General features: G+C 41.9%; 22 protein-coding genes. 7 read left to right on the top strand and 15 right to left on the bottom strand.

All coding sequences use genetic code 11. The features are described 5' to 3' along the window. The 4 genes from ACKTT2_RS19045 to ypfJ all read right to left on the bottom strand — a co-directional run. A partial coding sequence (locus ACKTT2_RS19045; RefSeq protein ID WP_407889745.1) for an efflux RND transporter permease subunit occupies positions 1 to 642 on the bottom strand: 642 nt, incomplete at its 3' end. Between the two features lie 13 nt (positions 643 to 655). Then, entirely contained in the window at positions 656 to 2,353 is a 1,698-nt protein-coding gene (locus ACKTT2_RS19040; protein WP_407889743.1) for an efflux RND transporter periplasmic adaptor subunit, read from the bottom strand. Positions 2,354 to 2,984: 631 nt separating this feature from the next. Further along, entirely contained in the window at positions 2,985 to 4,022 is a 1,038-nt protein-coding gene (gene speB / locus ACKTT2_RS19035; protein ID WP_407889741.1) for an agmatinase SpeB, read from the bottom strand. 94 nt (positions 4,023 to 4,116) lie between these two features. Beyond that, a complete protein-coding gene (ypfJ, locus tag ACKTT2_RS19030; protein WP_407889739.1) occupies positions 4,117 to 4,974 on the bottom strand; it encodes a KPN_02809 family neutral zinc metallopeptidase in 858 nt (285 codons plus the stop codon). Between the two features lie 629 nt (positions 4,975 to 5,603). Between ypfJ and ACKTT2_RS19025 the strand changes: the two genes are divergently transcribed. Then, positions 5,604 to 5,987: a hypothetical protein gene (locus ACKTT2_RS19025; RefSeq protein WP_407889737.1), complete on the top strand. Its 384-nt coding sequence runs from the start codon at positions 5,604 to 5,606 to the stop codon at positions 5,985 to 5,987. Between the two features lie 127 nt (positions 5,988 to 6,114). On the opposite strand, the gene rbp is transcribed toward ACKTT2_RS19025, so the two are convergent. Both rbp and ACKTT2_RS19015 read right to left on the bottom strand, forming a co-directional pair. Beyond that, on the bottom strand, positions 6,115 to 6,432 hold the full coding sequence (rbp, locus tag ACKTT2_RS19020; protein ID WP_407889735.1) for an RNA-binding regulator: 318 nt from the start codon (positions 6,430 to 6,432) through the stop codon (positions 6,115 to 6,117). A gap of 518 nt (positions 6,433 to 6,950) precedes the next feature. Continuing rightward, positions 6,951 to 7,559: a cupin domain-containing protein gene (locus ACKTT2_RS19015; protein ID WP_407889733.1), complete on the bottom strand. Its 609-nt coding sequence runs from the start codon at positions 7,557 to 7,559 to the stop codon at positions 6,951 to 6,953. A gap of 142 nt (positions 7,560 to 7,701) precedes the next feature. Between ACKTT2_RS19015 and ACKTT2_RS19010 the strand changes: the two genes are divergently transcribed. After that, on the top strand, positions 7,702 to 8,724 hold the full coding sequence (locus ACKTT2_RS19010; protein ID WP_407889731.1) for an AraC family transcriptional regulator: 1,023 nt from the start codon (positions 7,702 to 7,704) through the stop codon (positions 8,722 to 8,724). Positions 8,725 to 8,775: 51 nt separating this feature from the next. Here ACKTT2_RS19010 and ACKTT2_RS19005 read toward each other — a convergent pair whose 3' ends face one another. From ACKTT2_RS19005 to ACKTT2_RS18995, 3 genes are all read right to left on the bottom strand, one after another. Continuing rightward, positions 8,776 to 11,991 (bottom strand): PAS domain-containing protein, encoded by a 3,216-nt coding sequence (locus tag ACKTT2_RS19005; RefSeq protein WP_407889729.1) that lies wholly within the window; start codon positions 11,989 to 11,991, stop codon positions 8,776 to 8,778. A gap of 80 nt (positions 11,992 to 12,071) precedes the next feature. After that, positions 12,072 to 13,049 carry a hypothetical protein gene (locus tag ACKTT2_RS19000; RefSeq protein WP_407889727.1) on the bottom strand — a complete coding sequence of 326 codons (978 nt, stop codon included), beginning with the start codon at positions 13,047 to 13,049 and terminating at the stop codon, positions 12,072 to 12,074. Positions 13,050 to 13,253: 204 nt separating this feature from the next. Next, complete coding sequence (locus tag ACKTT2_RS18995; RefSeq protein ID WP_407889749.1) at positions 13,254 to 13,403, bottom strand: hypothetical protein; 150 nt, start codon at positions 13,401 to 13,403, stop codon at positions 13,254 to 13,256. Positions 13,404 to 13,722: 319 nt separating this feature from the next. Here ACKTT2_RS18995 and ACKTT2_RS18990 point away from each other — a divergent pair, with 319 nt between their 5' ends. After that, the gene (locus tag ACKTT2_RS18990) at positions 13,723 to 15,774 is read left to right on the top strand and encodes an amylo-alpha-1,6-glucosidase (protein ID WP_407889726.1); all 2,052 of its coding nucleotides are present in this window, start codon (positions 13,723 to 13,725) and stop codon (positions 15,772 to 15,774) included. Between the two features lie 408 nt (positions 15,775 to 16,182). Then, positions 16,183 to 17,043 carry a hypothetical protein gene (locus ACKTT2_RS18985; RefSeq protein ID WP_407889724.1) on the top strand — a complete coding sequence of 287 codons (861 nt, stop codon included), beginning with the start codon at positions 16,183 to 16,185 and terminating at the stop codon, positions 17,041 to 17,043. Here the strand turns inward: ACKTT2_RS18985 and ACKTT2_RS18980 are convergent. Then, positions 17,029 to 18,279, bottom strand: coding sequence for a DNA cytosine methyltransferase (locus tag ACKTT2_RS18980; RefSeq protein WP_407889722.1), 1,251 nt, complete (start codon positions 18,277 to 18,279; stop codon positions 17,029 to 17,031). The genes ACKTT2_RS18985 and ACKTT2_RS18980 overlap by 15 nt on opposite strands. A gap of 605 nt (positions 18,280 to 18,884) precedes the next feature. Between ACKTT2_RS18980 and ACKTT2_RS18975 the strand changes: the two genes are divergently transcribed. Continuing rightward, the gene (locus ACKTT2_RS18975) at positions 18,885 to 19,040 is read left to right on the top strand and encodes a hypothetical protein (protein WP_407889720.1); all 156 of its coding nucleotides are present in this window, start codon (positions 18,885 to 18,887) and stop codon (positions 19,038 to 19,040) included. Between the two features lie 5 nt (positions 19,041 to 19,045). Here the strand turns inward: ACKTT2_RS18975 and ACKTT2_RS18970 are convergent, their stop codons facing one another. Genes ACKTT2_RS18970 through ACKTT2_RS18960 form a run of 3 tightly spaced genes read right to left on the bottom strand, consistent with a single transcriptional unit; the run spans position 19,046 to position 19,977 of the window. After that, positions 19,046 to 19,285, bottom strand: a complete 240-nt coding sequence (locus ACKTT2_RS18970) for a LysR substrate-binding domain-containing protein (RefSeq protein WP_407889718.1) — start codon at positions 19,283 to 19,285, stop codon at positions 19,046 to 19,048. Next, positions 19,269 to 19,463: a hypothetical protein gene (locus tag ACKTT2_RS18965; protein ID WP_407889716.1), complete on the bottom strand. Its 195-nt coding sequence runs from the start codon at positions 19,461 to 19,463 to the stop codon at positions 19,269 to 19,271. Before ACKTT2_RS18965 ends, ACKTT2_RS18970 begins: the two co-directional genes overlap by 17 nt. Continuing rightward, positions 19,438 to 19,977 carry a LysR family transcriptional regulator gene (locus ACKTT2_RS18960; protein ID WP_407889714.1) on the bottom strand — a complete coding sequence of 180 codons (540 nt, stop codon included), beginning with the start codon at positions 19,975 to 19,977 and terminating at the stop codon, positions 19,438 to 19,440. The genes ACKTT2_RS18965 and ACKTT2_RS18960 overlap by 26 nt, the downstream gene beginning before the upstream one ends. 139 nt (positions 19,978 to 20,116) lie before the next feature. Between ACKTT2_RS18960 and ACKTT2_RS18955 the strand changes: the two genes are divergently transcribed. Continuing rightward, positions 20,117 to 20,824 carry a type 1 glutamine amidotransferase domain-containing protein gene (locus tag ACKTT2_RS18955; RefSeq protein WP_407889712.1) on the top strand — a complete coding sequence of 236 codons (708 nt, stop codon included), beginning with the start codon at positions 20,117 to 20,119 and terminating at the stop codon, positions 20,822 to 20,824. A gap of 784 nt (positions 20,825 to 21,608) precedes the next feature. On the opposite strand, the gene ACKTT2_RS18950 is transcribed toward ACKTT2_RS18955, so the two are convergent. Then, the gene (locus tag ACKTT2_RS18950) at positions 21,609 to 21,917 is read right to left on the bottom strand and encodes a hypothetical protein (RefSeq protein ID WP_407889710.1); all 309 of its coding nucleotides are present in this window, start codon (positions 21,915 to 21,917) and stop codon (positions 21,609 to 21,611) included. Between the two features lie 48 nt (positions 21,918 to 21,965). Here ACKTT2_RS18950 and ACKTT2_RS18945 point away from each other — a divergent pair, with 48 nt between their 5' ends. Continuing rightward, positions 21,966 to 22,520, top strand: coding sequence for a hypothetical protein (locus ACKTT2_RS18945; protein WP_407889708.1), 555 nt, complete (start codon positions 21,966 to 21,968; stop codon positions 22,518 to 22,520). A gap of 246 nt (positions 22,521 to 22,766) precedes the next feature. Here ACKTT2_RS18945 and ACKTT2_RS18940 read toward each other — a convergent pair whose 3' ends face one another. Continuing rightward, positions 22,767 to 25,400 carry a DNA polymerase III subunit alpha gene (locus tag ACKTT2_RS18940; RefSeq protein WP_407889705.1) on the bottom strand — a complete coding sequence of 878 codons (2,634 nt, stop codon included), beginning with the start codon at positions 25,398 to 25,400 and terminating at the stop codon, positions 22,767 to 22,769. Positions 25,401 to 25,741 lie beyond the last annotated feature (341 nt).

Below are 25,741 nucleotides of genomic sequence, written 5' to 3'. Positions count from 1 at the left end.
GACATTTGCAGCTTTGGCAGCTTCTGCCACATCTTCTAAAGTGACATTAAAGGCGTTTAACTTCTGGTGGTCAACCAAGACTTGATATTGACGAATATCACCGCCATAAGCCACGACTTGACTTACACCAGGGACAGCCAAAAGACGGTTTGTCACTTGCCAATCAACAATGCGCCGTACCTCCATTAAAGGTGTGCTAGAAGAAGTGAAGGCATATTGCAATACAGTCCCAATAGGAGAGCTAGTAGGAGACACTTGGGGTGTTTCCACACCTTCAGGAAGCTTACTTTGAGCTTGTTGCAATCGCTCTGTGACTAGCTGTCGAGCCTGATAGGTATTCGTTCCCCAGTTAAAAATGACTCTGACAACCGAAATTCCCGATGCACTCGAAGAACGTACTGCTGTCACTCCCGGAGTCCCATTAATTGCACTTTCAATTGGTAAAGTCACCAGTGATTCGACTTCTTCTGGTGCTAGTCCCAGCGCTTCTGTTTGAATTTCAACTTGGGGTGGCGCAAAGCTTGGAAAGACATCTAAAGGCATTTGGATAATTGTTTGGAATATCCAAAGAGTGATGATAATTGCACCCAGAATGACTAACCAACGACGCGCAATTGCCCACTTTATAATTGCACTTAACATTTTATAATTTAATTTAGTTATTTGACTTTTGATTGGTAATTTTTGACTCATGATGAGTAGCGCGGTGATTATCGCTAAATTCTGTTGAGTCATCCTCAGACACTGCTCTTACCTGAGAAACTGGACTATGTAAGGATTCATCACCTTGAGACACTGGAGTTAGACCTGGTTTGGTACGACGACCTACCATGAAACCAGTGAGTGCGATCGCACCCCCAACTGGGACGCTCCACCAAGGCAATTGCACTCCGCTAGAATTTTGCACCTTTGCTTCACCTGAGTTATGTTCTTCTTCTGAGTGGTCGTGACCGTGTTCGTGTTCGTGTGAGTTAGATTTGCTACCGCCCCGCAAAGACTGTGCATAAAGTTGAGGCGCACGTTGTGTAACAACTAAATCTCCATCGAACAGACCACTCTTAACCTCTACTAAATCTCCAGAAGTTTGACCTAATGTGACTTCAACAGACTCGAAGGCATTACCATTTTGCACGTACACCAATTTTTTCCCATTTGCTTCCACCACAGCAGAGCTAGGAATTGCTAACATAGCTTTTGATGTTCTGTTTGTTATGACCTCTAAAGAGGCGAACATTCCTGCTTTAAGCTGCCCGTTGGAATTACTTAGTTCAGCTTGTACTGGTACAACTCGCGTTTCTCCTTGCACCAACGAGCCAATCCGCGCAATTCGCCCTGTAAATGTACGATTGGGCAAGCTAGCCACCTTCACCCTAACCCGTTGACCAATCTTGACTACATCTAAATCTTTTTCATAGATGCTTGCTGTGGCAAACACTCGACTATCGTTCACAATCGTCATCAACTTGCCCCCTGCATCTTCAAAGGATTGACCGAGGGTAACTTCCCTGTCAGCAACCCTTCCAGAAATAGGAGCCGTCACCGTCACCAGTCCTTTAGCATTGGCACTGTTATCCAATTGTTGCAACCGAGTTTCATACGTAGTCTTACTAAGAGCAATACGTTTTTTTGCTACTTCAACTGCTGAAGAAGCACGCTTCAGTTTATTTTCAGCATCAATAACGTCCCGGCGGCTCGAAGCTTTGGTCAGTTGTGCCTTAGCTTGTGCTAGCTGGGTTTGGGATTCTAAAGCATCTCGACGGGGGAGAGCGCCATTACCAGCTAACTGCTTATCTTTGTCATACTTTTCTTGAGCAAATGCGATTTGGCTTTGGGCTTCGGCTATTTCAGCTGCAGCTATTTGCTGATACTTTTCGTAGTTTTGCTGTGCTAGCGTTAAGTCAGCTTCCGCTTGCTGCAAGTCAGCCTGACTTTCGGCAAATTTTTCCTGGGAGTTAACCCGCAGTTCCACCAAGTCAGGACTCGTTAATACAGCTAGGGGTCGATCTTTTTTCACGACTGCACCAGGTTCCACCAACAATTCAACCACTTTCGCCTTGGAAATTGGAGTATTTACTTCCACTTTTTGGTTGGGCAAAGTTTCAATCTGACCTGTGGTCTTAATGCCAACATCTAGCCGCTCTTGTTTAACGGGCTCAACTTTAATTCCCAGCCGTTTGGCAGTTTCTGCATCAACTTCAACTTTTGCAGTTGGTTCGCTTGCGCCTTGAAATTCATTTCCGTGATTACCGTGAGCTAAAACAGATGCAGGAGCAGTTAGCAGCAGCAAGCTCAACATTGTCAAAGAAACACAATGGAGTGGCGTATAAAGTTGAAAACGGTTAGAGAAAAGCATTGCTCTTGAGTGTCCTTGAGTCACGAGGGATCGGAATTACGTTTGGATGTTGGCATTTTATATGGGATTGAAATCTCGCGCTTTTTTTGGTTAGCTACATCGCGCTCCGTACAAGTTGTTTCTGGAGCATAGCTAGCGCTCCTTTTCTAGTTTTTCATATCGCTATGAAAATAGGATGAAATTTTGAGAAGCTTCAGAGCTTTGCCATAACATGATGGTTAGACGCCGAGATACGGATACTGTTAGCAAAATATTACTGAACACTCGACGATGGAAAAACCGAATTTGGAGATGTGGTTGAAGTTTTTTGATTTCATTCCATCCTCGTGTATTAAGTGGATGGAGTTGGGTTTTTCCGTGTATTACATGGGAAAAATTACATCAGATAGTATATAGCGGTTTTCAATTGGGTGCAATACATAAAAAAGTTATGAAACCGCAGCCTGTAGCGGACGAACGCGGATGTATCTGTACTTCATTCAAGTGAAAACTGCTATATTATAAATTCCGAAAATATTTAGGGACTTCCAAATAAAAAAATATGCAACTTTTTCTTGTGATGCGAAGAGCAGCGCCGTGGGGGGTTCCCCAGGGAAAACGCATCTAAAATCAAAGCAAAGGTGGTCAAGAATTAATTACTCTTTTGTGATAAATCCATGAGATTTGATAGCTTGTAAATGATACGAGCACCGACATTACCATCCCACTCTGCATCACCAACTTCGCACAGATCGAAGCCAATAATTTTTCTACCGCTATGAACTAATTCGCGGAACAGAGAAAAAGCTTGCTCTAATTCCAACCCTCCAGGAACAGGGGTTCCCGTACTCGAACAGAGTTTAGGATCGAGACCGTCAACATCAAAGCTAATGTATACTTGTTCGGGCAAATGACTGATAATTTCTCGGCATATTTCAATCCAAGTCGTTCCAGAGTAGAGTTTTTGTTTGATAATTGAGTCGTAATAGGCAACAATTCGCCCGTTGGATCGGTCAATAGTTTGCACCTCATCATGGCTAATATCGCGCAAAGCGACTTGCACTAACTTGGAAATTTGCGGCAGTTTCATGGCATTAAACATGATGGATGCATGAGAAAACTCAAATCCTTCATATGCATCTCGTAAATCTGCATGGGCATCAATGTGTAAAATGCTAAAGTTTGGATAGGAAGTTGCTAATGCTTGATAATATCCTAATGGTACGCTGTGATCTCCTCCGATCGCAGCAACTCGCTTGCCTTTTTCTATTGCTTCCTTAGTCTTTTCAAATAACCATTGGTTGACTTGTTGACAGGCTTGATTAATTTCTGTAAGTACTGGTGTTAAATCTGGTGTGTCTGTTAGGGGTTTACCTTGCTCTAGACGTTGGATAATTTCGGCAGCGCGATCGCGATAGTATGCGTTCTTCTCCAAGATATCTTGAGGAATTTCTACCATGAATATTCCCTGTTTCCATCCGTCAGGATTATCGAGATCGAACAAATCCAATTGTGTTGAAGCATCAAGAACGCGCTGTGGTCCGTTGGCAGTACCTGCTCCATAGGAAACAGTTACTTCCCACGGTACGCCAAATACAATTAGTTTCGCTGACTCGTAATCAAATGGTAACCCAAGGAGGTTACCATTTATTTGACCTACGCCACTGGGATTGTAGTCTTGGAGTTGCATTGTCCTATGGAGATTGGGTAGACAAAACACCACTTGGTGAATACTGCAATATAGTAGCGCAGGTTATGCTTTCGGTAACGTCTTTTACCTATTTCTAGAGGTTGGTCGTTGCAAAAGTATTGCATTGTGCGGGATCGCCTGTCTGAATACCCTGCTTAAACCAACGCGCTCTCTGGGCTGAGCTACCGTGTGTAAAGGAATCTGGAGTCACATATCCTCTGGCTTGACTTTGCAAGCGATCGTCTCCCAGACTGCTAGCTGCATTGAGTGCTTCTTCAATATCGCCTGTTTCTAAAACCTGGCGCGATCGCTGGGCGTGATGCGCCCAAATACCAGCAAAACAGTCTGCTTGTAACTCCTGTCGAACGGAGAGTTGATTGGCTTTTTCTTGAGGAAGTTGGCTCTGGGCTGCACGAACTTTGTTAGAAATGCCCATAAGAGTTTGAACGTGGTGTCCAACCTCGTGAGCAATCACATATGCTTGGGCAAAATCTCCGGGGGCTTGGTATTTATTCTTTAAATCTCTATAAAAGCTTAAATCGATATAAAGTTTTTGGTCGCCCGGACAATAAAAAGGACCCACTGCCGATCGCGCATAACCACAAGCAGACTGGACTGCACCTGAGTAAAGAACTAACTTTGGCTCTACATAAGTTCGTCCCATTTGCCGGAACAGGCTATTCCAGGTGTCCTCTGTATCTGCTAGGACAACTGAAACAAAGTCAGCTAAGCGATCGTCGCCTGTTGCAGAACGTTCTGTTTGAGAAGACTCTGAGTTTGGGTTGCTTGGCGCTTGTGTTTGCTCCCAAATGACACTGGGATCGCCACCTAACAAAGCGACAATCAATGACAAAACAATAGCCCCGATACCACCTCCGACAACTGGTGCGGAAATCCGACTTCCACGCCTATCTTCAACATTGGTGCTTCTACGACCAAATTCCCAGCGCATAGCCTAGAGTCTCCCCATAACTTAAATTTGGTAAAAGTGCGACTTGGCAATCGCATTTTTGAAATTTTTATAAATGCACTACAGCAACCCTAAATCATTTTTGAAAATTTACAGTACTACAGTAGGGTGGGCAATGCCCACCAAACGTCTTAGCGGTGGGCATTGCCCACCCTACTTAATATTTCATGAATTAAATAGGATTGCACTAAGAATATAAGTAATTTTATTTATTTAAAGCATCTGTCACAGGAGTTGCGATCGTTCACTCGGCGATCTTACTTCAGGAAGGCAAAGCCTCACCCCACCCAATGCACTTGTTCCGATAATAGCGTAGGTAAGCTTAGATATTATACCACATGGATATATGTAGATTACTTCTTGAGGAGTAATGATAAAAATATTTTCTTTATTTAACTTTTGTTAACTTAATCGTTATTTTGTTAACTATGCACGCTAGTGTACACTTCCTTATTTTATAAATATGTTAAACATTCTATATCTAGCGCGTACAGGCAAACATAATTATGCAGTTGAAAAAGTACTTTATAGCTTAAACACTAAGCTTTATTGACTACTTTCCTCAGCATAGCTGCTTGTTTGCACTAGGTTAACATTATCCCAGAACATTAATGCTTGATTTAAACAGCTTAGCTGAGCTTTCCCGTGGCAATTGTGTCAGTCTTTGTGCCTTTCTCGTACCAGCTAACCTAGTTGCCACAATCGTTACCATGGTTTTAACCGCACTCCATCGCCCAACACACCAAATCAGACGCTCTGCAGGAGTTGCCGGTCTTCTCGCTTTAATTATGGTACTGCACGTATATACTTGGTTTGCAGTTGGTATAGTCTTGGCTCCCACTTACATTTTATTATCGCTAGCACTCTCTTGTTTACTAACCAATATAGGGGCTATCCTCTTACAAAAACGCTTCACTACAGTGACCAGTGACCCTTACGGGTTCGCCAGTCGCCTACGGCGGGAGACCCGCCTGCAGCGCTGGACTCACCAGTGACCAGTAATCAGTGACCAGTGACCAGTGACCGGGAAATTAACTATGTAAAAATTCTATTTTTTATTAAGAAAGGCAGGCTTTGTGCCTGCCAACGACTTTACAGTTATTTAATTCTTGTTCTCAAGCTTTAGTAGCGTCTAGAAGAGTAACCGCCACTGTTGTTTCCACGTCTACCGCCACCACCATAGGAAGAACCTCTGTCTTCACGTGGCTTAGCTTTGTTAACTTTTAGGTTACGACCCATCCATTCAGCCCCATCAAGCGATTCAATTGCTGTAGTCTCTTCTGCATCTGTTTCCATATCGACAAAAGCAAAACCTCTAACACGACCTGTTTCCCGATCTACTGGTAATTGGACTCTTTTTACGGTTCCATACTCTGAAAAAACGTGTCTAATATCATTCTCCTGAACTTCGTAGGATAAATTACCGACGTAAATTGACATAAAACATCTCCTGAATCAAATGGCGATGAGAGTTAGATTCGGAGATTACGCTTGTAAGTACCATGAGACAAACTGCAAAACCGAATATAAATCCTGTGGAATAAGGATAACACAGGTTGGTAGGCAGATTGTCATCGTTTTAAAAAATTGTAAAAATTACTTAAAGTTAAGGAACTCTAAAGAATATTTTTATTAATAGTTACTAATCGTCAGTTACCAGTTCATCTCTATACTTGAAAATCACGAATTTGAATTATGAATCTGTTGATTCTACTTCAGAAATGAGTAATAGGATCGAGGACTTCTAAATAAAAAATCTCGCAAACTTTCTTGTGGTGCGGGCGTCTCGCCCGCCACCAGTATAGGACAGGCTTCTAGCCCGTCCCACAAGCCAGCAGTATAGGACAGGCTAGAAGCCTGTCCCACAAGATGGATAATCTATTTCTTGGAAATTTCTAAGTACTATAATTAGGCGATTGGAAATTAAGTATTTTTACTCAATCCCTGGTCACTGGTCACTAGTCACTGATTTTATCCCAGTATTTAACGATCGCTTGTTCGCTACCCAACCAATCAGCCACTTGAATTAGGGCGTCTATGAGTAACTTTTGCACGAGACGCGGTGGACCGACTAGGACGGTATCGGCTTTCCTTAATAACAAAGCGAGGTGCAAGGGATTAGTGGGCATTCCTTCATCATTAGTCTTACCGTCAATTGCTAAACCAAATAATCCTCTGATAAATTGCTCAAACTTCCTTGCGGGTGTATTTTCACTAGTATATGTCACCCATTCTTCTGAAGCATTGCGGAAACTGTGCTGCACTCCTGGGGGAACGTGTACGCTTTCTCCCGCTTGTAGCGTCAGACGTTTGCCTCTCCCTCCAACCTCCATTTCCAGACAACCTTGCAATACGGTAAAGGTTTCACCCATCTTGGTATGGTAGTGCAACGGACTGCCTTTAGCACCGGGAGGTAAGTCAAAGCGGACTTTAAAGTACGCTCCTTCGCCTAAAGGGTTGGAGTGCAAAACCGTCATGCGATCGCCCGTAACTGGATTAACAATGGTTTCTGATTGCTGAGTTGCAACTAACTGGGCTGGTTGGGTTTGGATATTTGTCAACATCATAACAAGAACTCCTTTGGGTTAAGATTGTGTTTGAACCTTGGTGTTACTAAATGCATTGCTGCTTGGCTATAGTTCAAGAATATGGGTTCTGCTAAGTTGTGAATTGACATCTCCTGCCAAGAAATTAACCGATTGTGACAAGATGCAAGAAGCCACTTTTTCTGTTTACCTAACCCGCAGCATTGTGCAATATACAGTTGTCAAATATGGAGTGGATGCAGATAGCTTGTGTGTGGCGGCGGGGATCGAGAGTACTTTACTGAAGCAGCCTGACGAGCGAATTCCAGGTACGCTTCACAGCGCCGTATGGCGAGAAGCGATTCAGCGTACAGGGGATGAAAATCTTGGCTTACACCTGGGTGAAGTTTTTAATCTAGCAGCCTTTGGTATTGTTGGCTATGTACTAGTGAATTGTCAAACACTGGAGCAAGTCTTGGAAAAGCTGTCGCGATACACTCATTTGTTTAGTCAAGGTGTGTATATTCGCTTTAGTGTATCTGAAGGTTTGGTGTTTTGCGATTGCGATATAGCAGATGATCTAAAAAATTACTTGTTAACTGAACCCCGACAAGCCATTGAAAGTACTTTTTCATCTTTGCTGACAGCAACAAGAGTTTTGACAGGAAAACAACTTCGTCTTCACGCTGTTTGGTTCGGGTATCCACGCCCCGTTGATACTTCCGAACACGATCGCATCTTTCAAACTAATGTACAATTTTCAATGCCGACAAACCGTCTCATCTTTGATGCCAATTGCTTGAATTGGTCTGTTTTATCAGCTAACTCGAATCTTTTGTTAGTCTTTGAGCAGCATGCAGAGGCAATACTGAGTACAATGGTTCGAGAGGATACTTATACTCGACAAGTGGTACAAGCCCTCGCGCAACAACTCAAAGGGGAGCTACCATCAATTAAAGCGATCGCTCAATCTTTAGCAATTAGTGTCCGTCAGTTGCAGCGAGAATTGCAAGCGGAAGGGAAATCTTACCAACAAATTCTTGATGAAACCCGTAAAGAATTAGCTTTGCGACATTTAAAAAACCCAGATACTCCAATTTATGATGTAGCCTTTTTGTTAGGGTTTTCTGAACCCAGTGCTTTTAACCGAGCATTTAAGCGATGGACCGGGCAAACCCCAGGTAATTATCGGCAGTCCAGTTTGTAGTAACGATATATATGTTATTCGCGTAGCGTACTGATGCAGGGTATAGGGTTACTACGAATCTAATTTCTCAGTAAGTTGCAAGATTTCTGTGAACTGATAGTTATAAGCTAATTCTTTCAACTCAGTTATGATAGGGGTATACTGTTTTGGAATCTGTTCGATAAGACGAAATACTTCACCGTCATAACACAAGAGTGCTGCACGATGTAAATCGGCAATCCAAGTTGGAGGCATAACCGATAGATTCTCAGGTGTTAATGACACGCGGGTAAATGGTTGTTCTTGTCTCTGACCAAAAGAAGATAACATCTCATCATTGGCGTATATGTACTTCACTCCCAAATATTCTTCCATCTTGGCAAACAGCTCGCTTTCTTGGAAGGGTTGGCGGATGAAGTCATTACATCCGGCTTGAATGGCAAGAGTGCGATCGCTCGTTGATGCTTGAGCTGATAGAGCTATTATGATAACCGCTTGACCTTCTGTAGTAGAACGAATCTGTTGTGTTGTTTGATACCCGTCCATTTCTGGCATCCGAATGTCCATCCAAATTAAATGGGGACGCCACTCTTGCCAAACTCTAATGCCTTCTGCTCCATTGTTGGCTGTTTGTACTTCAAACCCTATGTTAGTCAAAAGTTTGAATAGTAGGTAACAATTTTCCGACTCATTATCGATGACTAAAATTCGATAAGTTGGTTGTCCAACGGCTAGTCCAATCGCACGACGCTGAGTTGGTGCTAGTGACACATCTGATACTTTTGCTAACTGAACTTGAATTTCAACGCTGAACGTACTGCCATGACTGGAAGTACTAGTCACCGCGATCGTACCACCTAGTAAGTATGCATATCCAAGACTAATTGTCAACCCCAGCCCTGTCCCTTCTTGTGACGATCTACCAGAATGCGTTTGAACAAAGGCATCAAAGATAGTATCGAGTTCGTGTGGTGCAATCCCAACCCCAGTATCTTCAACAGTAAAGAGAAGGGTTTCAAGAAATGAAGATGTCAGGTTCTCCTTATCTTCCTGATTTTGCCTTTGCTTTGTTCCTCTTGCTGCTGTTAGAGTTACGCTACCTTTTGTAGTGAATTTAATGGCATTACTGAGTAAATTTGTCAATATTTGGCGAAGTTTGTTAGCATCAGTCGTAATAAATTGCGGTAAATCTGAAGCAAGGTGAAGGCAAAGTTGCAAACCTTTAGCTTCAGCGCGTTGACGAAACATAGTGTGTAAAGAATATAGTAAGGAGTGAAGGTCAAAACTACTTTCGTCTAACGTAACTCGTTCCGCTTCGATTTTTGATAAATCAAGAACATCATTGATAATACTCAGCAAGTGCTCGCCACTGCGATGAATCATCTGTAAGTTTTCTTGCTGTTCTAGTGTTAGCGATGAGTCATGATTCATAACTTGAGCAAAGCCTAAAATGATATTCAAGGGTGTCCGGAGTTCGTGACTCATGTTTGCCAGGAAAACACTTTTCGCTTTGTTTGCGACTTCTGCAGCTTCCTTTGCACGTTGCAGTTCGACTTCAGTTTGTTTGCGATCGTTGATATCCCGATGCGTTCCCGTCATTCGCAAAGGTTTCCCATTTTCATCCCAAGCAACAACTTTACCGTAGTCAGCAATCCATTTCCATTCTCCAGATTTGGTTTGAAGTCGATAGTCGAACCCATAGCGAACTGAAAAATCTTTTAGGTGCGCTTCCAAGATTTCTTTCACCCAAACCATATCCTCTGGATGAACCAGTTGTTCCCATGTACTTACATCTTGGGGTAATTCATCTGCATCATAGCCAAGCATTTCCAAGTATCGAGGACTAAGGTAGACTTCACCCGTGCTCAAATTCCAGTCCCATAAACCATCGCCCGCTCCTTCGAGAGCTAGTTTCAATCGTTCTTCACTCAGTTGCAATTCAGATGTTCGTTCGCAAACTCGCCTTTCTAATTCAGCATTTGTCTGTTGCAATGCTAGTAATGAGGTTTGCAGTTGAGTTGCCATATCTCTGAATGAATCTGCTAGTTCTCCCACTTCATCTTCTCGATCTATAACGATTGGATAATTAAAATCTCCATGAGAAATTTTCTTGGCTACTACATTCAAATTTTTTAAAGGACGGATTATCCAGTTAGATGTAACGACGCCAATCGCCGTGGTAGAAGAAGCCGCTACCAAACATAACAATATAGTAATATTTGTCTGTTCGTTGATTTGTGCCATGAAATCTGACTCTGGCACTACAATAACGATCGTCCAATCTAGCCCAAGTTTATCTTTATAAGGAATAACTTGTAGAAATTGGCGACGATTGTGAATCCAAAAGCTAAATTGCTGACTTTTTTGAAAACCTTTGAAACTCCCAAACTTGGCTTCTAAATATTGACTCGCTGCTTGAATCAAAGCATCTTGACCATCAGTTGCTTTTATGCGCTCTAACTTACCATTTCTATTTTGCTGTTTAAAAAGAACAGATTGTCGATCGCTTGAACTGCCTACCAAAAGTCCATTGCGTTCAACAATAAAAACTTTTCCTGTTTGACCTACCTTTACACTAGTTAAAAATTTTCGGAAGAAGGATAGATCGCAAGCACTAGAGAATACACCAAGTAGTTTTTTCGTTTTTGGTTCGTAAATGGGATAATTGGCATTGAGGGACATATCTGAGTTATCTGCCAATACAAAAATTGAACTCCAAACTGGTTTTCCTACCTCAATAGCCGAACGATACCAAGGTCGTTCTTTCAGCTGAAACTGTCGAATTGTTCTTATATGACTGAGTTTATTTCCTTTACTATCTACAGCATTGTAATAGACTAAGCTAGGGTCAGCAGGGTCGGATCTTAACAGACTCAGTTGGGGGTTACGATTAGCAACAATGAAATTACCTCGCGCTGTACCTACCATGACATGACTAACAGTTTCAAATTGCATGAGTTGGGTAAACAGATAACGTTCCAACTCCGAGCGCTTCTGAAAATCTAGATATCCCAAACGAATGGCATCAGCATTTATACGGTTGATTTGTGGTGGTGTGGCTAAGTAGTTTTTGAGGTATAAGTTGACGCGAGATCCTACCTCTGTCATTAACTGATTTGCCATTACCTCAACTGCTTGTTGACCATTTTTAAAGGATAAGTAGCCAACTAGCACTGTTGCAGCAACGATCTGTAATACAAATGGAACAACGAGCGCCCGACCCAGGGAAAGACGACACATACGGAGTAGAAAATGTTGAATATGAAAGGTCGGAGGTCGGTCGCTCATTGCTTAAGGGAGTAGGAAAAGAGGGTTTTCATGACTTTGTTATGGGTTATTGCTCATAGGGGTCTAGTTAGTTAAATCATTCATTTAGGATAACTGTTAAGAGCATAATATCTAAGTATGGCATCATCCCCTCTTGTTTGAACTGTTTGCTCAACTCGCTGCCACAATTCAGTATTTTCTCGGTATATGCTTAAAGACGCGATCGCATCTTTTGCGTCTACACTTTTTCCTTCTTGTATAAGAGATAGTAAAAACTCCAAGGCGGAATCTTGTCTTAGCATTGCGATCGCAAGCAGTCCCGTGCGACGCAACTGAGCATTTATCGTTCTCTCCCACCAATTTTTGAGAATAAGAAATGCTTCATTTAATCTTGATTCACCTAACGCTAAAGCAGCAAGCTCGCACACCTGTTCTTCTGAATTTACCAGAAAACTCGCAATTAAAGGCAGCGATTGTACGGGAGCGAGTTGTAATAGAGCAGTAAAACATTCCGAGAGAACAGATGGTGCTTTATCCCCCATACGAACTTTCAGCCGCAATAATGGTACGCCTTGGGGATTTGCAGTATAAGCAATTGCACGAGCTGCAGCAACTCGTGCTTCCGGTTTTGGATCGGCGAGTAAATCTGCTAATTCGTTCATGACATCTGGATAATTCATCCGCACCAAACCTAAAGCGCATACTCCACGCAAAACTGCTGCTGTATCTTCTTGTCCTCCCCAAACAGGTTCCATTTGGATATGATGAATTCCTTGGAGAAAAAGACTTTCCTCACCGTACTCGAAACGATAGAGAGTTTCTGCAATTTCTTTTTTGGCTAGACAACCTGGATCTGTCTCTGCTGGCTTGACCATCATTCGCTCAAAAGCTGCAACTAGGTCAGGAATTGAGTTAGCAATCCCTAATTCTCCTATGATTTTTGCAGTTCTGGCAACTGCCACAGAATACTTGCTTTTCAAAGTTTGACGCAAAGTGGCGATCGCTTGCTCATCTACTGGATTTTCTCGAATTTGAGCTAGGACAGATAAAGTTTCCTCAAGCTTGCGCGATTTTGCCATAAAGATTAAATTTCTCCCACTCGCGACGAAAAATGTAGGTTATATAAATTACAACTGGACTCCAACCATTTGCTTTTAAATTTATAAAACTTTTTCTTAGTGTTCCCAAAATAAAACAAAAAAAAAGCGCTTCGTCTCAGAAGCGCTGTTTAGCATTAGTTAAGCACTCGTAACATCAAAAGAGAAACTTGAATTCCGTTAACCTTAACCGTTAATAGCAGGAGCTTCAACTGCAGCTAAGTCGAGAGGGAAGTTGTGAGCGTTGCGCTCGTGCATCACTTCCATACCCAGGTTTGCACGGTTGAACTGCTCCCATACGCTTGCGCTACGGGCGCGTTGTAAGGTTGCTGTCATGCTTTTACGATCGCGATGATTTATGTATATATGGGGTGGTGTTTCACCCTTAACTATAATTTACATTAAGTTACATTACTTTATCAATAGTATTAACTTTATTAAAGTTAATAGATCTCATTAGTAAAAGTTATCAATTGAAGAATCGGGCTAGTCGCTCAGATCCCTCAAGTACTGATTTCTTGAAAATCCCTCACTGAGATTTTTGTGCAGTTTTTAATTTAACTCTTCTCACAAGGTGAGATAATCAGTTTTGCAGTTCCCCGAATCCTTGTCTGCCTAGCGTCGCAAAGGAAACAAAGTAAGAGGAAAACAAGCTATGTGTGTTGAATTTGGTCGAGAAGTTTGCGGCTATCTTAATACAGTAGAATCAAAAGAATGGTTAGTAAGCAATGGTATAGGTGGTTACGCTTCTGGTACTGTAGGAGGACTGCTAACTCGTCGTTACCACGGCTTGCTTGTTGCTTCTCTCAATCCGCCTTTGGGTCGTACTTTGATGCTGTCTAAGTTTGATGATACGGCTGTGTACGGAGAGCAGTCTTATCCACTGTTTACCAATCGTTGGAGTGATGGGACTGTTAGTCCTCACGGTTATCTACATATTGAACGCTTTTATTTACAAGGCACCACCCCTACATGGCGTTTTGCTTGTGCTGATGCTTTATTGGAAAAGCGTATTTGGATGCAGCAAGGAGCAAACACAACTTATATTCAATACACATTACGTCGCGCAACGCAACCTCTAAAGCTGACACTGAAGGCGATGGTGAATTATCGCGATTATCACGGCGATACTCAGAGTAGCGATTGGCAAATGAGTATAGAGGAAATTGAAGGGGGAATTTGTACGATCGCTTGGACAAATGCAGTCCCATTTTATATCCTGTGTAAGGATGCGCGAGTCTGGCCGTGTCATACTTGGGTGAATGGTTTTGATTTAGCAGTAGAACGGTATCGGGGGTTAAGCGATCGCGAAAATCACCTCCATGCTGCTACCTTTGAAGTGACTTTAAATGCTGGAGAATCCGTGACTTTTGTTGCGAGTCTTGAAAAGGAACCAGAGTTAGATGGTGAAGCAGCGTTCAAGTTAAAGCGGACGCAAGAGCAGAAGTTAATCAGCCTTTGGAAAGCAAATCGACCAATCAATGCGAAGGAAACGCCTGCTTGGATCAATCAATTAGTTCTTGCAGCCGACCAATTTATTGTGTCACGCCCCTTAAGTGATGACCCCAATGGCAAGACGATTATTGCAGGTTATCACTGGTTTGGTGACTGGGGACGGGATACAATGATTAGTCTACCGGGTTTGACAATTGCCACTGGAAGACCGGAAGTTGCTCGTTCTATTCTTCGCACTTTTGCTAAATATGTAGATCGGGGAATGTTACCCAATCGGTTTCCCGATGCTGGGGAGATACCGGAATATAACACTGTGGATGCAACTTTGTGGTACTTTGAAGCTATTCGTAGCTATTACAGTGCCACAGAAGATAAGGATTTACTGCAAGAACTCTTTCCTGTTTTGGTTGATATTATTGATTGGCACTGTCAGGGAACGCGATACAACATTCATCTCGATATGACAGATGGGTTACTTTATGCTGGTGTTGGGTCTTCGCAATTAACTTGGATGGATGCTAAAGTCGGTGACTGGGTAGTAACGCCTCGTATTGGCAAACCAATTGAAGTGAATGCTCTATGGTATAATGCTTTGCGGACAATAGCAGAGTTTGCTCGCCTCCTTGATAATCCGCATCAAGGGTATGAGGCAATGGCAGAGCGCACCTCAGCCAGTTTTGCCAAATTTTGGGATGATGAGATGGGTTACTGCTACGATGTGGTAGACAGTCCAGAAGGTAGCGATAAGCCGGGTACGGCTTGCGCCAAGGGCGATGCTGCAAAGCAGCCGCTTCGCGAACGCACGTTACGTCCCAATCAAATTTTTGCAGTTTCATTACCACATAGTCCACTGACTCCCGAACAACAACAGAAAGTTGTAGACACTTGTGGTAGAGTATTGCTCAACTCCCATGGATTGCGTTCTTTGAGTCCCGATAATCCAGAATATAAAGCTCATTACGGAGGAGACGCCTTGCAAAGAGATGGGGCTTACCATCAAGGAACAACCTGGGGATGGTTGATTGGTCCTTTTGTTTTAGCACATTTGCGCGTTTACAAAGATCCCGTGCAAGCCCGCCAGTTTTTGGAACCGATGGCAAATCATTTGCAAGCTCATGGGGTTGGAAGTCTCAGTGAAATTTTTGATGGCGATCCTCCTATGACTCCCCGAGGCTGCATCGCCCAAGCTTGGACAGTGGCGGAAGTGTTACGTGCTTGGTTTGCAACAGAAGAAGCAGGAGCGAATAAGTGATAATTTATAAAGTAGGTTGGGTTGAGGAACGAAACCCAACATTTAATCGAATTATTGGGCGTCACTTGGTTCAACCCAACATACACAGTACCATTTGGCGATTCAAGATTGACTTTATAAATGACCTCTAAGTGATTCTATTTTAGATTTTAGTCAAGCTAGTGGTTCATTACAATAATTGTGAGGGATAAAATAAAAAACCGCAGAGGCGCAGAGAACGCAGAGGAAGAGAACGAGAGGATCTGTTTTTAAGTAAATCAACCAGACTATACTCTTGTGGTACGGTCGTCCCCTCCCGTACTTTATTAGTGGCGGGCTAGAAGCCAGCACTGGAGCGTGTTTTCAAACTACTCCTACTTGTTTAGCCTCCTAATTTTCTAGCTCCCCCCTAAATCTCCCTTAAAAAGAATGGACATTAGTGAAAAGTTAGCCTTAGTCATTCGTAATCTGAGTGTAGTTCAAGTAGGGCTTCTTCTTGAAATGGCTCAAGCCATGACTGTAGAAATTGAGGAATTTGTGAATGAGGGTAGCAATCTTTTGACTCCTGAATTTGTTACAAATTTCTCCAATCGTCTCATAATTCATCATGCAACTCATGTAGAAAAATTTAGTAAAAAATCTTTTGAATATGCTTTTGTATCGGCTTCTACCTCTGCGGGAAGAAATGCCTCTATTAATCTCAACTCTACAAATCCAGGAGAAGATGTCATAGTTGATGGAGTAAAATTTTCATTGAAAACAGAAGCTTCGACTGGGCTTACTCCAAAGAAAAGTATTACGATTTCAAAGTTAATGGAAGCACGATGGATTAGAGAATGCAAAGTTCCTACAGACTTTGCTAGAGAAACAACATACCGTGTAGTTTCTCATCTAAGAAATTACGACCGGATTGTTATGCTACGCGCATACGACATACTGCCACCTTTACTTAAAAAAAATCAAACCGAAACTGTACCTCTGATTCAAAATAGGGATGCAATTCAAACCTTACCTAAAGTCCGGTATGACTTATATGAAATTCCACTTAACGTATTAATGCTTGTCCAAAAGCTAAAAGAAAGTAACTTCAAGCCAAGAACCAAAAATGGAGGTAGTAGCGCCAAGGTTTATACAGCAGACAATAAAGCAGCTTTCACCTTAATCTTAGATGGTAGTGTCGAGAAAATCACAATCAGTAACATGGGGATCGATCTTTGTTTCCTTCACGGCTCATGGGTTATACCTACGATTGAAGTAAACAGAGCTAAGAATCAATCAAACGGGGACTGAAATATGTGACGGTAACTCAAAACTTGTCTGTTGTTCATCAAATTCCGATTCAATATCCTCTGGTTTAAGATGAGTATGAGCAAGTATGACTGAACTGATTGAGGGTTTTTTGCCACTGAGAATCCATTCACATACATGGGCTAATTGATAGGAGATAAGCGGAGGAACTGCGTCCCCTATCTGCCTGTACATATTTGCCTGCCCAGATGCCATAAATTGGTAGTTTCTTGGAAAGCCTTGAAGGATCGACATCTCGCGAACAGTACACAGCCGATCCTGTTCGGGATGGCTGTAACGCCCATTACCGATATGAGCACATTCTCTTTTAATAGTTACGGCAGGCTTATCCCAGCTTAACCGACCGTATACATCCGGATGAGACCCTAATTTTCCCTTGGCAATGTGACGCAGCATAGCAGGGGTTAGAAGATCGGGTGCTTCTGGGCAATATCTTAAATCGGCCCAAGAGCCACCGTCTTTTGGTATCATCTGAAGTCGTTTCAAACTTTTTTGCTCTGAAAATCCCGGTGCAATATGTAGAAAATCTTTTGGATTTGGCTGTCCCGGTGCTATTGGAGGTAGCGATGAAATGGCTCTGCGAACATGGGTTGCTTCTAATCTAACATGAAAGCCGCTCCACAAATCTTCAAGGGTTCTGAGTGTTAAATCTTCTCGCACTGCAATAACTAATGCCCGTTCTCGACGTTGGGGAAGACCAAATTGATTAAGTATGTAATTTTTCCCGTGAACCTGGTAACCAAGGTGCATAAGTTCTTCTTGCAGTCTTTGATAGTGATGAGTAAAGTTACCAACAAGCAACTCTCTTGCATTCTCCATTAAGAAAATTGTCGGTCTGAATTCCTTTACAAAAAGAGCATTACGCATGACGAGTGAGTTTCGGGGGTCATCTAAGAGGTGATTGTCCGGCAGAGTTCTAGAGAACCCCGTGCATGGAGCACATGAAATTAGGACATCAAGAGCGTCAGTACCAAGAGTTGTTGTCAGAATGTTGCGTAAATTCTTCGGTTCGAGAGTTGATATATCTTCATCCAGTGGCTCTAAACCCATATTCGCTTGATAGGCAATATTACACTGCAAAGACCCTCTCTTGCTGCTAGGCTTACTTATCTGAGCATCAACTGCTCCCACTATTTTAAATTTCGGATGGGCGTGGAAACCGTAGCTCATCCCTCCTACGCCTGAAAAAAGGTCAATGACAGTCCAATGCTTGTTCAACGGTATCTTTATCTGTTACTAGTACTAAATAAGGAATTATAGTACATTTGTAGCTTGCGTGGTATGTACTCCGTGATACGCAATTTTGACTTGTAATTAGCAAAAAAAAATAATTCAGTAAAATCCGGAATGCGACTATTTGACTTTGTAGATTAGTATGTCCATGTAGAAAGGTGGACTGGCAATCAAACAGCAATATAAACTGCTAGAGACAGGTGAAATTACCTAACTCTCATGACAGTACCATTTCGTAGCTAATTATATCTAAACCAACTAACCATTAAACTCTATACCGAAACCTTTGCCGCACTGCTTTATAGTAGTGCGGTACTATTTTGAGGGTAAAATGCAAGTAAGTCAGCACAATTAAAGTTAATTAGTGAAGGTCGTCATTAGTCATTGGTCATTAGTAAGGATGTGAGTTTGGAGAAGGTATTGGATTAACACAATATCAACGTGACGCTCTACGGCTTCGTGGTGCTAAGTTTACAGTAATCAGTGACTAGTTAAACAAATGTCGTTTGAATGCGATCGCAAGTTGCACTCAGATCCACGACTTCTTCAAGGATAGCTTTTTTCTCAATCCAAAATCCAGAATCGATAAGATGGTCAACAAAACTACTTATTTCATGTGGCGGTCTTTGCAGATTTGTTTTGTCACCGGATGCTTGAGTGCGATCGCTGCTATAACAAATATACCGACTTCCACGGCTGGGTTATTTGATAGTACTGTGGATCGATTGCCAATGAACGAAAGGTAAAAGAATCATGAATTCACGACCTTAGATGCGGATTCTAGTAAGTTCAAAAGCATTGCTGTCTGCTGTGACTGTCTTTCCGATTTTCGGTAAGCTAGCCAAATATGATTCGTTACAGCTAAAGTTGGTTTGAGAACTAGCGTTAGACGATTTTCAGCAATCCATTCCTTACAGAGATAGTCGGGTAAAACACTGTAACCCAACCCAAGAGAGATACGCGAAGCGTAACGGCTAAAGCCGAATCGCACTCCGAATGCTGCGTAAATCTGGGATTACAAATTGTGGATTAACATTCAAGCGACGACCAAAAACCACCCGCCAAAATCGCCGAATGATTGGTAAATCCTCACTATAAGCAATCCAAGGTTGCTGGCTTAGCCACTGTTCTAGTGGTGTTAAATCAACCTGTAAAACATCTTGAGACACTGGAACGATCGCTCTCGGTGGTCCAACGCCGCCAAAAGCTTTCTTCAAACAGGAGTTGATATTCCAGTTCCGATAATGTAATCTTTTGCGTAGCAATGACACAATCAAGATTCTTCTCCAAGAGTTGCTCAATCAATTCCTGAGTTAATCCAAATCGAATTGAAAATAGCGTCAAATCAGCTTGAGACAGGTATTTCAGTATGTATTCGGAGAAAAATTCTGGCGGCGTTCCCAGCCTGATGAGAAGTGGAGCATCAGCCAGGGTTGACTTTGTTGGTATCGATTCCAGCGTTTCAATAGCCGCAGCAATTTGAGTATACAACCGCTTTCCCGCGTCGGTTGGTAACATACGTCTCGGCATGCGTTGAAACAACTGCGTACCCAAGGTAGACTCCAAAGCTGCAATATGCTGACTGACTGCGGGTTGTGTTAAATACAACACTTGTGCCGCCCCCGATACGGTTCCAATCCGATAGACCTCAATAAAGCTACGATACCATTCCAAATTAACCATAATTATATTTATGGAAAGACCCAACTTTTATAATTTGTATTTTAGATAAGTTGCTTCTAGCATGGAACTATCAGGCACATTCTTACGCAAAACAAGTGTTTGCCTGGAATAGCACGTTTTTGACTCACGGAGCCATACTATGTCTGCAAAAGTTTTAGTCGTTTTAACCAGTCATGACACATTAGGAGATACAGGCAAAGAAACCGGGTTCTACTTGTCTGAAGTGAGCCATCCAGTAGCAGTGTTCGACAAAGCAGGCTTGAGCGTTCAATTCGTAAGCCCCAAAGGTGGCAAAGCTCCCATGACTGGGGTTGACCTAAATGACCCGCTCAACAAAGCCTTCCTCGACAATCCAGAAAAAGTCGCACAAGTAGAAAACACACTGCGCCCCGAGCAAATCAATCCGGCTGAGTACAATGCTATCTTCTATGCAGGTGGACACGGTACCATGTGGGATTTCCCCGATAACACCGAACTTGCTCGCATTGCGACAGCGATTTACGAGCTTGGCGGCGTGGTTGGAGCAGTGTGTCACGGTCCGGCGGGACTTGCGAACATCAAACTCTCTAATGGTGAGTATTTGGTTGCAAATAAAATCGTTTCCTGCTTCACTAACGAAGAAGAAGCTGCAGTGGAATTAACTGAAGTTGTACCGTTCCTATTGGAATCGAAGCTGATTGAACGCGGTGCAACTGTGGAGAAAGCACCCAATTTTCAAGCCAAGGTGTTCGTGAGCGATCGCCTCGTGACCGGACAAAATCCCGCATCGGCAATGGGTGTCGCTGAGCGCATGGTAGAATTGCTGAAGCAAAATACGAGCGTTCTTTCTTCAGCTGTTTCTGCGTAAGCCTTGCTGACTCACTGTATCTGAAGATAAGCACGTTAACAAGTGCGTCTCAAAAGCTTTCACTGACGTTTAGGCAAAATGGAAAAGTTGAAAATTTCGAGTAGAGGAGCTAAAAAGCCTTACCGTGTATACGTTACAGTCTACGCCTAACTGTAATCATTTTTGCCCTGATGCGATACCGCAGTATAGCCGTTAAGCTTCGCTTATCGCGTCCATCATTCCTACTCCCTCTGCTCCTAAGAAACACATTTTGAAAGCAAGATATAGCAAGGGTTTTAGAAATTTAGGTAAAATGTGTTTCTTTCATATGTTACTAGCGCTGAAAGCTGCTAGTGAGAGGCTCATATCTTGCACCTGGAAACTTGAATGTCAATTCCATGACTAAGTGCCAAGTCTTTCAGGCGTTCGATGTCTTGTAGAATAAGGATTTCTTTTGCATGCGCCTAAGTGATAGATTTCTCGGGTTGATGTAATTTTTTTGCACGCTTTATTCGCGTACTCCTGGTTTCTGCCGTAGGTGCAAGATATCAGATGCCGTTTTTTTTTAAAGGGGTTTTTTGGCAATATGACCTCAGTTTAAGTAAGTGATTTCTGTCACATATTATGAAATTTGATGATTTTCACTCGCAGTCTGGATTAAACAACCTATTGCGCTTGCGCTTACAGACACGGAACTCCAGTACTTACCGCAAATTATTTTTTCTGTACCTGGTGAACCGTAAAAGAGCACGTTTATTTCTAGGCAATATATATCAAGATACTCTCTCGTGCTCCTGCAGCCGCCTTATAGAACTCCACCAGCCATTGCTAACCAAGGGTTTTTCTGCTCAGTAGATGGCAATTTTACAGATAAAGAAACAATTTCTGCATTAGCTAGATGGGTTTCTAGGCGTTGCTGGAGTTGAGTTAATGCTGTTGTGCGTAGGCGCGAAGCGACTTGTCGCCAGACATCGCTGGCTTCAACTCGTAATTCAGGTAATTCTGGAACAATAGCGATCGTTCTGCCATTAGCTTCTTGCTTGACAATAACGTTTACTGAAACCTCGTTATTGCCTTGACTACTCTGTGATGTTGCAGGTGAAAAGGAATTCATAATATTTTTTTTAGTTTATGCTCTTTAATTGTATACAACATACTGTATATGTATATATTAATAATTCAAAGACTTGAAAGTCAGTTAATTATCAAAGTCTTTACTCGCAAAAAATCTCTTATGGTAGTAAAAAAATCTGTTTCATTTTTCCTGGCTTTGTTGGGAGTGCTATTTTACCCAGCCACAACTATCGCTGATATTGACCAAGACAGAGAAATAACAAATTTGATTTCTCAAGGAACAGTTAACCAACAACAAAGAAGACCAAATAATCAAAGTCTTAGCCCTTGTCCAAAGCAAAGACCAGAGACAAATACGTTAATTTATTTTATTACTAATGACAAATCAGTCAGAGTCTTTTCTAACAACAGACAAACATTAATGAATGTTGCTTTGGGATCGAGACCTTTGATAGAAAATGCCCCTGTTAGAATAGATAATGAAAATCCAAGAATCTACAGTGCAACAGGTAGAGACAGGACTACAAGATATTATGCCGTGTATTTTACTCAGAATTCTCAGACTGATGCACTTTTAATTACAAGATTACCTGATGACAAACTTTTGGTAGAAAAAACAAGCTGCATTCCTTATGTACGATAGTGGTTTACCCCCCTTAGTCCCCCCTTGGAAAGGGGGGAAATTAGATTTCCGATTCTCCCTTGGAAAGGGGGGAAATTAGATTTCCGGTTCTCCCTTATAAAGGGGGGAAATTAGATTTCCGGTTCTCCCTTATAAAGGGGGGAAATTAGATTTCCGATTCCCTCCCCTTTCCAAGGGGAGGGTTAGGGTGGGGTAAATTCGACTTGTATGTACACTGTAGCCTTAAAGAGGAGTTTAAATTAGTGACTACTCTGGCAAACCGTCAACTCTCATCAAATCCAAACCTCTTTCAAAAATTTCATCGATAGGTAACATTTTCCCGTCGGTTGTCATAAATTTGTGGTCTTTTGTTGCTCGAATTACCGAACCGTCATCTAAACCATATTCAAAAACTTCTTGTTGACCGCGATTGTGCCATTGAGCAATTGGTTGAGTGTAAATATTTCCATTATTATCCACAGAATACACCGTACACTCAATACCTTTTTCTACAATTTTGCCAATTGGTAGAAAACCGTATTCCACAGTCAAAACTTCTGTATCGTAGCTGAGACAATATTCGGCAAACTTCAACATTTGGTCAAATAAGTCATCGGCAATTTGTTTTTTAACTCCATTTTTTGCCGCACCATCAACAAATTTTTCTCGCTGCTTCAGCATTTCATCAACTTTCTTTTTCCCCATTGCACGACGCAGCAAGTCAGCTTGACCTAAAGAATACCCAGCTAAATCCTGAGCCATTTTCATGATTTGCTCTTGATAACATAGCGTTCCGTAAGTCTCTTCTAAAATTGGCTCTAACAGAGAATGCTGATACTCCACTTGCTCTCGCCCGTGCTTGCGGTTAATAAACTTGGGAATCAGCCCTGCATCCAATGGTCCGGGTCGATACAGTGCTAAAATTGAGGAAATATCTTCTATATTGGAAGGTTTCAAATCTCTTACAATCTGTCTCATTCCAGAAGATTCTAATTGAAATATTCCTTCTAAGTCGCCAGCTTCTAACAGTTCGTAAGTTTTTTTCACATCTTGTGGAAGTTTTGCGCTATCTCCACCTTTTGCTAATATTCTCTGAGCTTTTCTTTCTTGAGATGTAATTTCGTAAGGATCTATCCTATACCCTTTATTTTCTTCTATCAAATCAATCGCTTTCTGAATCATCGTTAGGTTTTTTAACCCAAGAAAATCCATTTTTAATAAACCCAGAGAGTCTAAATCTTCCATGTAATACTGGGTAATGACAGCACCGTCATTATTTTTTTGTAGAGGAACGATTTCATCTAAGGGGTCGGACGAAATCACTACGCCTGCTGCATGGACTCCAAAGGTTTTGTTAGTTCCTTCAATCCGAATTGCCATATCTAACCAATGGCGTACTCTCTCGTCGGTATCATATTTTTGTTTGAATTCTGGTTCCGGTGTTTCATCGGAGATCATTACTTTGAGTTTTGTTGGTTTTCCCCGAGAAACAGGAATCATTTTTGCCATTTTGTCTGCTTCCCCATAGGGAATATTTAACACTCTAGCAACATCTTTTAAAACGGCTTTGGAAGTCAAGCGGTTAAAGGTAATGATTTGTGCGACTCTCTCTTTCCCGTATTTTTGAGTCACGTAATCAATCACTTCATCCCGTTTCTCAATACAAAAATCTGTATCGATATCAGGCATAGATTTACGTTCGGGATTGAGGAATCTTTCAAATAGCAAGCCGTGATGTACGGGGTCAATGTTTGTGATTCCCATAGTATAAGCGACTAAAGACCCCGCCGCAGATCCGCGTCCTGGTCCAACGGGGATATCATTGTCTCTGGCAAATTTGATGTAGTCCCACACAACTAGGAAGTATGTGGAGAAACCCATCCTCTGTATCATTGCGAGTTCATATTCGAGTCTTTCTTTATAGACTCGATCGACTTCATTTCTCGATTTGCGATTTAACTTTTCTAAAAGCCCTTGCCAAGCAACTTCTTCAACATAAGTATCAGCTGTATGACCTGAAGGAATGGGATAGTTGGGAAGGCGCGGTTCCCCTAGAATATTGTAAGGTTCAACTTTTTCTGCAACTTCAAGAGTGTTTGCGATCGCTTCTTCTATTACGTCTTCTGGCAAATGATCGCGAAACAGCTTTTTCATCTCCTCTGCTGATTTTAAATACTCTGTCCCGGTGTAGCGCATTCGATTGTCTTCAACAATCAATTTGCCTGTTTGTATGCATAACAAAGCGTCATGAGCTTCGACATCGTAACAGGAAATAAAATGAGAATCGTTAGTTGCTACAATTTTGATTCCCAATTCCCGTGCAATTTTGACAATTTCTACATTAACAATACGGTCTTCTGGGAATCCGTGGTCTTGTATTTCTAAATAATAATCATCTCCAAAAACATCTTTATACCATTGAGCCACTCTTCGGGCTGCATCTACTTTACCACTCAGAATTGCTTGAGGAATTTCTCCACCCAAACAAGCACTCGTCACAATCAAACCTTCATGGTATTGTTTTAATAATTCTTTGTTGATACAAGGACGTGCAAAAATCCCTTTACCTTGAACTCCTTGCAGATTAGAAATAGATGTTAATTTAACTAAATGTTTGTATCCTTTTAGATTTTTAGCTAAGACAATTTGATGATATTTAGGACGGCGTTCCTGTTTTGTAATATCGCCGTTGATAATATACATTTCATTGCCAATGATTGGCTTAACATTTTTGTTACGACAGGTTTTTATCAGTTCAATTGCCCCATACATAACTCCATGATCTGTCAGTGCGATCGCTTTAATTCCTAATTCAAGAGCGCGATCGATCAAAGCAGGCAATTGACTTGCACCATCCAACAAGCTGTAATCACTATGAATGTGTAAAGGTACAAAAGACATAAGCAAATTTAAATGAAAAATTAAATATAGCAGCCCTAAATCATTTGTAAGAATTTCCAGTAGGTAGGGCTATGCCTTACAAAAGTCTTCGTGGTGGGCTTTAGCCCTACCTACTGTATTTTATAAATCAGATAAGATTGCTAGAGTATTTTTATACATAATAGACATCGCTAGCCAAGTATCTGTTACAAATACAAGTGTATTTAAGGATAACGCACTTTGTCCCCTGAGAAAATTAAATTCTGCTATCAATTCAGAAAAGCTCACTTAGGGATGTGAATTCAATAAGTGCAATACTCTTCTCTTGTGGGGTGGGCGTCCTCGCCCGCCTTTTTTAATAA

Source organism: Scytonema hankhaensis NUACC26 (assembly GCF_045865695.1).
Lineage (GTDB): Bacteria > Cyanobacteriota > Cyanobacteriia > Cyanobacteriales > Nostocaceae > Scytonema.
This window is presented reverse-complemented; position numbering and strand designations above follow the sequence as displayed.

Bases quoted from the DNA above. Each gene is read 5' to 3' on its own strand.
- ypfJ (WP_407889739.1), bottom strand. From the start codon at position 4,974: ATGCGCTGGGAATTTGGTCGTAGAAGCACCAATGTTGAAGATAGGCGT.
- ACKTT2_RS19010 (WP_407889731.1), top strand. From the start codon at position 7,702: ATGCAAGAAGCCACTTTTTCTGTTTACCTAACCCGCAGCATTGTGCAA.
- ACKTT2_RS19025 (WP_407889737.1), top strand. From the start codon at position 5,604: ATGCTTGATTTAAACAGCTTAGCTGAGCTTTCCCGTGGCAATTGTGTC.
- ACKTT2_RS18990 (WP_407889726.1), top strand. From the start codon at position 13,723: ATGTGTGTTGAATTTGGTCGAGAAGTTTGCGGCTATCTTAATACAGTA.
- ACKTT2_RS19015 (WP_407889733.1), bottom strand. From the start codon at position 7,559: ATGATGTTGACAAATATCCAAACCCAACCAGCCCAGTTAGTTGCAACT.
- ACKTT2_RS19040 (WP_407889743.1), bottom strand. From the start codon at position 2,353: ATGCTTTTCTCTAACCGTTTTCAACTTTATACGCCACTCCATTGTGTT.
- ACKTT2_RS18960 (WP_407889714.1), bottom strand. From the start codon at position 19,977: ATGGTTAATTTGGAATGGTATCGTAGCTTTATTGAGGTCTATCGGATT.
- ACKTT2_RS18940 (WP_407889705.1), bottom strand. From the start codon at position 25,400: ATGTCTTTTGTACCTTTACACATTCATAGTGATTACAGCTTGTTGGAT.
- rbp (WP_407889735.1), bottom strand. From the start codon at position 6,432: ATGTCAATTTACGTCGGTAATTTATCCTACGAAGTTCAGGAGAATGAT.
- ACKTT2_RS19000 (WP_407889727.1), bottom strand. From the start codon at position 13,049: ATGGCAAAATCGCGCAAGCTTGAGGAAACTTTATCTGTCCTAGCTCAA.
- speB (WP_407889741.1), bottom strand. From the start codon at position 4,022: ATGCAACTCCAAGACTACAATCCCAGTGGCGTAGGTCAAATAAATGGT.
- ACKTT2_RS18950 (WP_407889710.1), bottom strand. From the start codon at position 21,917: ATGAATTCCTTTTCACCTGCAACATCACAGAGTAGTCAAGGCAATAAC.
- ACKTT2_RS18975 (WP_407889720.1), top strand. From the start codon at position 18,885: ATGGTCAACAAAACTACTTATTTCATGTGGCGGTCTTTGCAGATTTGT.
- ACKTT2_RS18945 (WP_407889708.1), top strand. From the start codon at position 21,966: ATGTATATATTAATAATTCAAAGACTTGAAAGTCAGTTAATTATCAAA.
- ACKTT2_RS19005 (WP_407889729.1), bottom strand. From the start codon at position 11,991: ATGAGCGACCGACCTCCGACCTTTCATATTCAACATTTTCTACTCCGT.
- ACKTT2_RS18985 (WP_407889724.1), top strand. From the start codon at position 16,183: ATGGACATTAGTGAAAAGTTAGCCTTAGTCATTCGTAATCTGAGTGTA.
- ACKTT2_RS18995 (WP_407889749.1), bottom strand. From the start codon at position 13,403: ATGACAGCAACCTTACAACGCGCCCGTAGCGCAAGCGTATGGGAGCAG.
- ACKTT2_RS18955 (WP_407889712.1), top strand. From the start codon at position 20,117: ATGTCTGCAAAAGTTTTAGTCGTTTTAACCAGTCATGACACATTAGGA.